General features: G+C 72.9%; 8 protein-coding genes and 1 pseudogene. 2 read left to right on the top strand and 7 right to left on the bottom strand.

The genetic code is table 11. The annotated features are described in order from the left end of the window. Positions 1-871 (top strand): annotated as a pseudogene (locus B9S58_RS05955) (regulator); the annotation flags it as partial. A 15-nt stretch (positions 872-886) separates the two neighbouring features. Here the strand turns inward: B9S58_RS05955 and B9S58_RS05950 are convergent. Beyond that, entirely contained in the window at positions 887-2287 is a 1401-nt protein-coding gene (locus B9S58_RS05950) for an FAD-dependent oxidoreductase (protein WP_103531082.1), read from the bottom strand. Positions 2288-2522: 235 nt separating this feature from the next. Then, positions 2523-3422 (bottom strand): TIGR01777 family oxidoreductase, encoded by a 900-nt coding sequence (locus tag B9S58_RS05945; RefSeq protein ID WP_103531081.1) that lies wholly within the window; start codon positions 3420-3422, stop codon positions 2523-2525. A 62-nt stretch (positions 3423-3484) separates the two neighbouring features. Here B9S58_RS05945 and B9S58_RS05940 point away from each other — a divergent pair, with 62 nt between their 5' ends. Beyond that, positions 3485-4000, top strand: a complete 516-nt coding sequence (locus tag B9S58_RS05940; RefSeq protein ID WP_103531080.1) for a GNAT family N-acetyltransferase — start codon at positions 3485-3487, stop codon at positions 3998-4000. Positions 4001-4010: 10 nt separating this feature from the next. Here B9S58_RS05940 and B9S58_RS05935 read toward each other — a convergent pair whose 3' ends face one another. The 5 genes from B9S58_RS05935 to B9S58_RS05915 form a co-directional block, all read right to left on the bottom strand. Next, a complete protein-coding gene (locus B9S58_RS05935) occupies positions 4011-4532 on the bottom strand; it encodes a DUF4240 domain-containing protein (protein WP_103531079.1) in 522 nt (173 codons plus the stop codon). A 62-nt stretch (positions 4533-4594) separates the two neighbouring features. After that, entirely contained in the window at positions 4595-5584 is a 990-nt protein-coding gene (locus B9S58_RS05930; protein WP_103531078.1) for a YafY family protein, read from the bottom strand. 127 nt (positions 5585-5711) lie between these two features. Then, complete coding sequence (gene aceE / locus B9S58_RS05925) at positions 5712-8381, bottom strand: pyruvate dehydrogenase (acetyl-transferring), homodimeric type (protein ID WP_103531077.1); 2670 nt, start codon at positions 8379-8381, stop codon at positions 5712-5714. Between the two features lie 277 nt (positions 8382-8658). Beyond that, positions 8659-9282: a GntR family transcriptional regulator gene (locus B9S58_RS05920; protein ID WP_103531076.1), complete on the bottom strand. Its 624-nt coding sequence runs from the start codon at positions 9280-9282 to the stop codon at positions 8659-8661. Positions 9283-9429: 147 nt separating this feature from the next. Further along, on the bottom strand, positions 9430-10230 hold an 801-nt coding region (locus tag B9S58_RS05915; protein WP_181009199.1), incomplete at its 5' end, for a 2-oxo acid dehydrogenase subunit E2.

The following is a 10230-nucleotide window of genomic DNA, read 5'->3' as shown; positions in this document are numbered from 1 at the left end:
GCGCTCGGTCGGCGAGCTCTTCCGCACCCTCGACCACGCGTACGGCGGCGGCCACGCCCGGCAGGCCCTCGTGCGGTATCTGGAGCACGAGGCAGAGCCGATGCTCCGGGGCACGTACGGCGAGGCCACCGGACGGAGGCTGTTCGCCGCCGTCGCCGACCTGACCCGGCTGGCCGGCTGGACCTCGTACGACATCGCCGCCCACGGCCTGGCCCAGCGGTACTTCGTCCAGGCGCTGCGGCTCGCCCAGGCCGCCGGGGACCGCGGCTACGGCGCCTACGTGCTGATCACGATGAGCCGGCAGGCGGTCTACCTCGGGCACGGCAGGGAAGCCGTCCAGCTCGCCCGCGTGGCCCAGCAGGGTGTCGGCTCGTCCGCCCCGCCCCTCGTCCAGGCGCTGCTGCACGCGGTCGAGGCGCGCGGGCACGGTGTGCTCGGCGAGGCGCGCTCCTGCACCGCCGCCCTGACCCGGGCCGAACACGCCCTGGAGGCCGCCCGCCCCGGCGACGAGGTGCCGCACTGGGCCCGCACCTTCGACGAGGCGCAGCTCGCCGACGAGCTGAGCCACTGCCACCGCGACCTCCAGCAGTACCAGGCCGCCGCCCAGCACGCCGAGCGGTCGCTCGCGCTGCGCGCCCCGGCGTACGCCCGCAGCAGGCTGTTCTGCCGGGTGGTCCTCGCCTCGGCCCGGCTGGGCCTGGGCGAGCTGGACCAGGCCTGCCTGCTGGGCGCGGAGGCGGCCCAGCAGGCGGCCGAGATGCGCTCGGTGCGCGCCACCGAGTACGTACGCGCCTTCGAGCGCAGCCTGGAGCCCTACCGGGACGCGGTCGCCGTACGCGGCTACCGCGACCGGGTCGCCGCCTTCGGCTGACCCGGCCGGGGTGGCTCAGGCCGCCTTCGGCAGCCGTGGGCTCCCCTCGTGCGCACCCGGGACGGCCAGGTCGGTGAGGATCGCCTCCGCGGCCCGGCGGCCCGAGTGCAGCGCGCCCCGGACCGAGCTCGTGTCGCGGTGGTCGCCGCACACGTACAGCCCGGCCAGCACCCGCACCGGCCGACGCGGATCGTGCGGAGCCGCCATCGCGGGCACCGCCTCCGGGTCGTGATGGGCCGCCAGCAGCTCCCAGCCGTCCGTCGGTACGCCGTACAGCCCGGCCAGCTGCGCCCGCACCGAGCGGTCCAGGTCCGGCGGCGGGGTGCCGAGCACCGTCGAGGTGATCAGCGCCCGGCCCTCCGGCGCCCGCGAGGGATCGACCTCGCTCATCACCGCGGTGTACGCCACCGGGCCCGACCGGTCACCGTCCAGCACCAGCGACCTGCCTGTCGGCGGCGGGACGGGCGTGGTGTGGTGAAGGACCGTCACCGGGTGGAAGGACGGCACCCGCAGACCGGGCAGCAGCTCGGCCGCCGCCCCCGCGCCGGTTGCCAGCAGCAGGGAGCGGCACCCCAGTTCACCGTGCTCCTTGGTGCGTACGGAGGTGATGTCCGCGGCCGTCACATGGACGCCCGTACGCACCGTCCCCGGCGGCAGCGAGGCCGCCAGCAGCTCCGGCAGCGCGGACGAACCGCCCGCCGGTACGCACAGCCCGCCGCGCGCGTAGTCCCGCAGCGCGAGATCGGCGCACCGGCTCGACGTGGTGAGGGAGGGATCGCTGAGCAGCGCGATGAGGAGGGGGCGCAGCACGCCGTCCACCGTACGGGCGGGCAGCCCGACTCCGGCCAGCGCGTCGGCGACCGTCCGCTCCGGGCGGGCCAGCAGCCGGGCCGGAGGGGTGGCCGCCAGCCGGGACAGCGCCGCGCCCAGCCGGGCCCGGTCGATCGCCCCGGTCACCACCCCGCCCCGGCCGCCGCGCGCCGGGGCGGGGTGCTCGTGCCCGTACGCGCCCTGCGTCGTCAAGGAAGCCCGGGGAGCGCGGGGAGCGCGGTGGGCCCAGGGAGCGCTGGATCGGGTGCGTGCTGCCTTGAGTGCGCCCCTCGCGCTCCGTATGTCGCCGGTGAGATGGCGGCGGCCCTCGCTGTGGACCAGGACGCCCGGCGAGAACTCCCGCAGCTCCGGGACGCCGAGCCCCGGGGTGCCGGTCAGCTCGGGCCAGCCGGCGGAGAGAAGTGGACCGAGCCGGTCGAGCCGGAACCCGTCCATCTCGTCGGTGGCGAGCCGGCCGCCCACCCGGGGCGCGGCCTCCAGAACGCTGACGCCGAGCCCCGCCCCGATGAGCAGGTGGGCCGCTGACAGGCCGGCGATTCCGGCCCCGATGATGACCACGTCTGCGTGGTGTGCCGTGCTGCGCACGTGCCCCTCCCCGAGTCGGTGCGACTGGTGGGAGGCTCTTGCCCCCAACAGGCCCCCGGAATGCCGGAGTTCGCATCGAGGCTAAGAGGATGGCTGATACTGGGTCAGACGCGCGTGCCGGGGAGCACCGGGGCACGGGGTCGCACACGCCGAACCGGACGGGGCGCGAAGGGGGCGCGCGGACCGGTTTCCCCGCGTCCTGCCCGGAGCAGCCGGGGCCCTCGGGGCTGCCCGCTCACCGCAGCGCCGCGCGGATCGCCCCGTCGATGCCGGGGAAGGCGAACGAGAAGCCGGAGTCCAGCAGCTTCGCCGGGATCACCCGCTGGCTGCCCAGTACGTCCTCCGCGAACTCCCCGAGCACCAGTCGCAGCGCGGGCGCCGGCGCGGGGAACAGCGTCGGGCGACGCAGCACCCGGCCCATCGCGGCGGTCACCTCGGCGTTGGTGACCGGCTTCGGGCCGGTCAGGTTCACCGGGCCGGTCAGCGACTCGGTGTCCAGGAGGTGACGCAGCGCCGCGACGTGGTCGTGCAGCGCGATGAAGCTCCAGTACTGGCGGCCGTTGCCGAGCCGCCCGCCCAGCCCCGCCCTGAACAGCGGGAAGAGCCGCCCCCAGGCCCCGCCCTCGCGGCCGACGACCAGCCCGGTCCGGGCGTGCACCGTGCGGATGCCCGCCTCCTCGGCGGCGGCGGTGGCCGCCTCCCACTCCTCGCAGACCGAGGGCAGGAACCCGTCACCGGGCGGCGCGCTCTCGTCCACCGGCTGGTCCCCGGTGTCGCCGTAGAAGCCGATGGCGGACCCGGAGAGCAGGACGCGGGGCGGCGTGTCGAGCGAGGCGACGGCCTCGGCGACGGCGGCGGTTCCCAGGACCCGGCTGTCCCGGATCTCCCGCTTGTAGGCGTCGGTCCAGCGGTGGTCGCCCACCCCGGCCCCGGCCAGGTGCACGACGGCGTCGCAGCCGACGAGCCCGGCCACGTCCACGTAACCCCGCTCGGGGTCCCACTCGACCTCGTCGCCGGTTCTGGCGGGGCGGCGCACCAGGCGGGCCACCTCGTGCCCGTCGGCGCGCAGCGAGCGCACCAGCTCCGCTCCGATGAGTCCGGATGATCCGCTGACGGCGATACGGGAAGTCGGCATGGGCTCATCCTGCCCCATGAGATGCCTCGAACACCGGGAACACCGCGTGGCACAGTGACCCCATGGCCGCACTCACCCTCCGCCCCGTCCGCCCCGCCGTGCCCGCCGACGACGACGGGCTCGCCGAGCTCGACCGGTCCACCTGGTCGACGCTGCACGCGGTCCTGCCGAAGCCCGTGCCCCCGTACGACCCCTTCTTCGGGGAGCGGAACCCGCCGGAGGACTTCCTCGTGGTGGAGGCGGAGGGCGATACCCCCCGGATCGCCGGGTACATCCGTCTCGTCCCGCCCACCCCGCTCGCCTCCAACGCCCATGTGCGCCAGATACAGGGCCTCGCCGTGGCGACCTGGGCGCGCGGCGCCGGTGTGGGGCGGACCCTGCTGCGGGCCGCCTTCGCCGAGGCCCGCCGCCAGGGCGCCAACCGGATCACGCTGCGGGTGCTCGGGCACAACGAACCCGCCCGCGCGCTGTACGCCTCCGAGGGCTTCACCGTCGAAGGGGTGCTGTCCGGGGAGTTCTTCCTGAACGGGCGTTACGTCGACGACGTCTGCATGGGCCGCTCGCTCGGCCCCGCCTGAGCGCCGGAGGTCACCGGGGCCCGAAGCGGTTCCACAGCTCGGGGAAGCGGGCGGCGAGCGCCCCCTCGTCCTCGAAGTCGACCGGGGTGCCCAGCGGCTCGGCGGCCTGCGGCGGCAGCCCCAGATACGGCGCGACCACCCCGGTGAGCTGTTCGTACGCCTCGTCGGCCGCGTAGCCCAGCTCCTCGCCGTCCCCATCGATCTCCTCGTCGAAGTCCTCCAGCAGCTCCGCCAGGCTGTCCGGGTCGTGCAGCGCGCCCTCGAAGACCTCCCGGCCCTGGCCGATCAGCCAGCAGCGGAAGTAGTCGAACGCGTCGTCGCTCGCCCCGCCCAGCAGCACGGCCGCCGCGCCCCAGAGGTCCCAGTGGTAGGCCCGGTTGTAGCGGGCCTCGAAGTGCCGGGCGAAGTCCAGCACGGAATCGGGATCGAGCTGCACCAGCCGTTCCACCAGCAGGTCGGCGTGGTCCTCGGGGTCGCCCTCGGCGGCCTCTCGGGTGCTGTCGATGATCTCCCAGAATTCCGTTTCGTCCATCACGGGTCCAGCATCCAGCCTGCCGGGTGCTCCCGCACGCGCAGACACCGAATTGAAGCCTTTCAGCGATACATCTCGCGCAGGCGTTCGGCGGCGTCCGCGAACCGGGCCCGCAGCGACCCGGGCGCCAGGACCTCCAACTCGGGTCCCAGCGCCAGCAGCTGGCCGTAGGCCACGTCCAGTGACTCCACCGGCAGCGTGAGGGTGCGCCACCCGTCCGGGCCGGGCTCGGAGGTATCCGCGAGCGCCGCCGCGGCCGCCGCCCGGTCCACGGTGTACGCGAGCATCCGCGCCCCGCGCCCGGACACCCGTACGGTCACCTCCGTACGCAGCAGGGACCGGGCGAACCCGGCGGCCCGCTCCTCCCAGAACCCGGGCAGGTCGAAGGTCTCGTCCCGCTCGAAGCGCTCCTCGGCGGCCTCCACGGCGGTGAAGCGGTCGATCCGGTAGACCCGGAAGTCGTCGCCCGCCCTGGCGCACAGGTACCAGACCCCGGCCTTGAGGACGAGACCGTACGGAGCGAGCTCCCGCGCCACCTCCGTACCCTCGTCGCCCGCCTCGCGGCCCCCGCCCCTGCGGTAGCGGGCCCGCAGCAGCCGGTCGTCCCAGACCGCGTCGGCGATCGCGGGCAGCAGTTTCGGGGTCTCCGGCTCGTGGTACCAGGAGGGCGCGTCCAGATGGAAGCGCCGGGCGGCGGAGGAGGAGGCGTCGCGCAGGGAGGGCAGCAGCGCCGCCGACACCTTGAGGCGGGCGGCCGACGCCGCGTCCTGAAGACCCATCTCGCGCAGCGCGGCGGGCAGCCCGGAGAGGAAGAGCGCCTCGGCCTCGTCCCGGGCGAGGCCGGTCAGCCGGGTGCGGTAGCCGCCGACGAGCCGGTAGCCGCCGGCCCGGCCGCGCTCCGCGTACACCGGGACGCCCGCGTCCGAGAGTGCCTGCGCGTCCCGGGTGACCGTACGCTCCGACACCTCCAGCTCGGCCGCCAGCTCGGCGGCGGTCATCGCGGGCCGGGCCTGCAGGAGCAGCACCATCTTGATCAGCCGGGCAGCACGCATGGGCCCATTGTGGCGGCAGCGAAACCGGAAGGCCGTCGATGCCGAAACCCCCGGCCGCCGGGGCGGACGCGTTGTCGGACGCGTCCGCCCCGGTGACCGGGGGCCGGACCAGCAGGAGGGAGTGGGCTCAGAGCCCGTAGCGCTCCCGGGCCTCCTTGACCGCCGAGGCCGGGACCTCGCCGCGCCTGACCAGCTGGGCCAGCGAGGCGACCACGATCGACTGGGCGTCGACGCCGAAGTGGCGGCGGGCCGCGGCGCGGGTGTCGGAGAGGCCGAAGCCGTCCGTGCCGAGCGAGGACCAGTCCTGCTCCACCCACTGGCTGATCTGGTCCGGGACCTGGCGCATCCAGTCGCTGACCGCGAGCACCGGGCCCGGCGCACCGGAGAGCGCCTGGGTCACGTACGGGACCCGCACCTCACCGCGGAGCAGCGCCTCGTCGGCCTCCAGCGCGTCGCGGCGCAGCTCGCCCCACGAGGTGGCGGACCAGACGTCGGCCGTGACACCCCAGTCGGCGGCGAGCAGTTCCTGGGCCTCCAGGGCCCAGTGGATGGCCGTTCCGGAGGAGAGCAGCTGGATGCGCGGCGCGTCCGCCTGCGCGGGCGTGCCCTCCTTGAAGCGGTACAGGCCCTTGATGATGCCCTCCTCGACGCCCTCGGGCATCGCGGGCTGGGGCTTCGGCTCGTTGTAGACCGTCAGGTAGTAGAAGACGTTCTCGGCCTCGGGGCCGTACATCCGGCGCAGACCGTCCTTGACGATCACCGCGACCTCGTACGCGAACGCCGGGTCGTAGTTGAGCGAGGCCGGGTTGGTGGCCGCGATCAGGTGGGAGTGGCCGTCCGCGTGCTGGAGGCCCTCACCCGTCAGGGTGGTACGGCCGGCCGTCGCGCCGACGATGAAGCCCTTGCCGAGCTGGTCGGCGAGCTGCCACATCTGGTCGCCGGTCCGCTGCCAGCCGAACATCGAGTAGAAGATGTAGAACGGGATCATCGTCTCGCCGTGCGTCGCGTACGACGTGGCGGCGGCGATGAAGTCGGCCATGGCCCCGGCCTCGGTGATCCCCTCGTTGAGGATCTGGCCGTCCTTGGCTTCCTTGTAGTACATCAGCTGGTCGCGGTCGACCGGGTCGTACGTCTGGCCCAGCGGCGAGTAGATACCGGCGGACGGGAAGAGCGACTCCATACCGAAGGTACGGGCCTCGTCCGGGACGATCGGCACCCAGCGCTTGCCGGACTCCTTGTCCCGCATCAGGTCCTTCACCAGGCGGACGAACGCCATGGTGGTGGCCATCTCCTGCTTGCCGGACCCCTTGTACAGGGCCTTGAACGCGCGCTCCTCGGGCTGCGGAAGCGCCACCGCGTGCACCCGGCGGGCGGGGGCGGGGCCGCCGAGGGCGGCACGGCGCTCCTGGAGGTAGCGGACCTCGGGGGAGTCGGCGCCGGGGTGGCCGTAGGGGACGAGACCGTCCTCGAAGGCGCTGTCGGGGATCGGGAGGCCGAGCAGCTCGCGCATGCCCTTGAACTCGTCGATCGACAGCTTCTTCATCTGGTGGTTGGCGTTCTTGGACTCGAAGCCCTTGCCGAGCGTGTAGCCCTTGACCGTCTGGGCCAGGATCACGGTCGGCGCGCCCTTGTGCTCGACCGCCGCTCGGTAGGCCGCGTACACCTTGCGGGCCTCGTGGCCGCCGCGCGAGGTGTAGAAACACTCGGCGATCTTGGCGTCGGTGAGCAGCTTCGCCAGCTCGGCGAGCGCGGGCTCGGTACCGAAGAAGTGCTCGCGGATGTAGGCGACGTCGCGGGTGGCGTACGTCTGGAACTGCGCGTCCGGGACCTCGCGCAGGCGGCGCAGCAGCGCGCCCGTGGTGTCCAGCTGGAACAGCTCGTCCCAGGCGTTGCCCCAGAGCGTCTTGACGACGTTCCAGCCGGCCCCGCGGAACTGCGCCTCCAGCTCCTGGACCACGCGGAAGTTGGCGCGGACCGGGCCGTCGAGGCGCTGCAGGTTGCAGTTGATGACGAACGTCAGGTTGTCGAGCTGCTCACGGGACGCCAGCGCGAGGGCCGCGGTCGACTCGGGCTCGTCCATCTCGCCGTCGCCCAGGAAGGCCCAGACGTGCGAGTTCGCGGTGTCCTTGATGTTGCGGTTGGCCAGATAGCGGTTGAAGCGCGCCTGATAGATGGCCGAGAGCGGGCCGAGGCCCATCGACACGGTGGGGAACTCCCACAGCCAGGGCAGCCGCCGCGGGTGCGGGTAGGAGGGCAGACCGTCGCCGCCCGACTCCTGGCGGAAGTTGTCGAGCTGCTGCTCGCTCAGCCGGCCGTCGAGGAAGGCGCGGGCGTAGATGCCGGGGGAGGCGTGGCCCTGGATGTAGAGCTGGTCGCCGCTGCCGTCCCCTTCCTTGCCGCGGAAGAAGTGGTTGAAGCCGGTTTCGTAGAGCCAGGCCGCCGAGGCGAAGGTGGCGATGTGGCCGCCGACCCCGTACCGGGCGCCCCGGGTGACCATCGCGGCCGCGTTCCAGCGGTTCCACGCGGTGATCCTCGACTCCATCTCCAGGTCGCCGTCGAACGCGGGCTCGGCGGCGGTCGGGATGGAGTTGACGTAATCGGTCTCCAGCAGCTTGGGCAGCGCGAGACCGGCGCCCTCGGCGTGCTGCAGCGAGCGGCGCATCAGGTACGCGGCACGGTGCGGGCCGGCGGCCTGGGTGACGGCGTCCAGGGAGGCCGCCCATTCGGCGGTCTCCTCGGGGTCACGGTCCGGGAGCTGGTCGAGCTCGCTCGGAAGCTTTCCTACGGGGTCGGTCATGATCGCCGCCTTCCGGAGAGGAGGGGGGTGGAGAAGGCCCTGACTGGCAGGACAGGGCGATGGGGCCGGTGGGCCCGCGGATGAACTGTAAGGCGCTGATCGATGATCGATCAAAGGATTGAAGGCAAAACTTCTCGATACGAAGAAAAGTGGCATGGGGTGCCTCGAAACGGGGCACGGAGTGACGCGGAATAGTGCGCAAAATGGGCGCTGACCTGCACGGAAGAGCAGGCCGGGCGCCAGATGATCGGGCGGTCGTGAAGCCTCGCGCGCGGGCTTACGCGCGGGGCGCGCAGCCCAGCACATGCGCCTTCACCAGGGCCCCGATCTGCGGGTCCTCGGCGAGGAACGCCTCGATGAGCGCCTGGTGCTCCTCGGCGTACGACTTCTGCACCGTGCCCAGCCAGCGGATCGACAGGGCCGTGAACACCTCGATGCCCAGCCCCTCCCAGGTGTGCAGCAGCACCGCGTTCCCGGCGGCCCGCACCAGCTCCCGGTGGAAGCCGACCGTGTGCCGCACCTGGGCCTCACCGTCGGCCAGCCGGTCCGCCTCGTACAGGGCGGCCACGTGCGGAGCCAGCGCCGAGCAGTCCTGGCCGAGCCGGGGAGCCGCCAGCTCCGCCGCGATCTGCTCCAGGCCGGCCCGGACCGGGTAGCTCTCCTCCAGGTCGGCCGCGGTGAGGTTGCGGACCCGGACGCCCTTGTTGGGGGCCGACTCGATCAGCCGGAGCGTCTCCAGCTCGCGCAGCGCCTCGCGCACGGGCGTCTGGCTGACCTCCAGCTCGGTGGCGATGCGGCGCTCCACGATCCGCTCACCCGGCTTCCAGCGCCCGCTGACGATCCCCTCCACGATGTGCTCGCGGATCTGTTCGCGCAGCGAGTGGACGACGGGCGGGGTCATGGAGGGCTCCTTCAGGGCAGACCGGTGCTGCCTACATCATCACGGTGGCAGTGGCCGCCCGTGGTGCTTAGACAATACGGCGGCGCCCCCGTCCGGATGAGTTCCGGACGGGGGCGCCGCTGGTGAGGCTGGTTACAGCCGGAGCGTTCAGAGGCCGAGCTCGACCTCGAACTCACCGGCCTCCAGGATCGCCTTGACCGAGGTCAGGTAGCGGGCGGCGTCCGCGCCGTCCACCAGACGGTGGTCGTAGGAGAGCGCGAGGTACGTCATGTCGCGCACCGCGATGGTCTCGCCGAGGTCCGGGTGGTCGATGACCACCGGACGGCGGACCGTGGCGCCGATGCCCAGAATGGCTGCCTGGTTCGGCGGCACGATGACGGTGTCGAACAGCGCACCGCGCGAACCGGTGTTGCTGATGGTGAAGGTGGCGCCGGACATGTCGTCCGGGGTCAGGCCGCCACCGCGCGCCTTGCCCGCGAGCTCGGCGGTCTTCTTCGAGATACCGGCGATGTTCAGGTCGCCCGCACCCTTGATGACCGGAGTCATCAGGCCCTTCTCCGCGTCCACGGCGATGCCGATGTTCTCCGCGTCGAAGTACGTGATGGTGCCATCGTCCTCGTTGATCCGGGCGTTGACGACCGGGTGGGCCTTCAGCGCCTGGGCCGCCGCCTTCACGAAGAACGGCATCGGGGACAGCTTGACGCCCTCACGGGCGGCGAAGGAGGCCTTCGCCTGGTTGCGCAGCTTCATCAGCTTGGTGATGTCGACCTCGACGACCGAGGTCAGCTGGGCCTGCGAGTGCAGTGCCTTCATCATGTTGTCGCCGATGACCTTGCGCATGCGGGTCATCTTGACCGTCTGACCGCGCAGCGGGGACGCCTCCAGCTTCGGCGCGGCCTTGGCGGCAGCCGGAGCGGCGGCGGGCGCCGGGGCGGCAGCGGCGGCCTT

Origin of the sequence: Streptomyces sp. SM11 (assembly GCF_002910905.1) — a bacterium.
GTDB lineage: Bacteria > Actinomycetota > Actinomycetes > Streptomycetales > Streptomycetaceae > Streptomyces.
The sequence above is the reverse complement of the archived record's forward strand: the minus strand, read 5'-3'. Positions and strand labels throughout refer to the sequence as shown.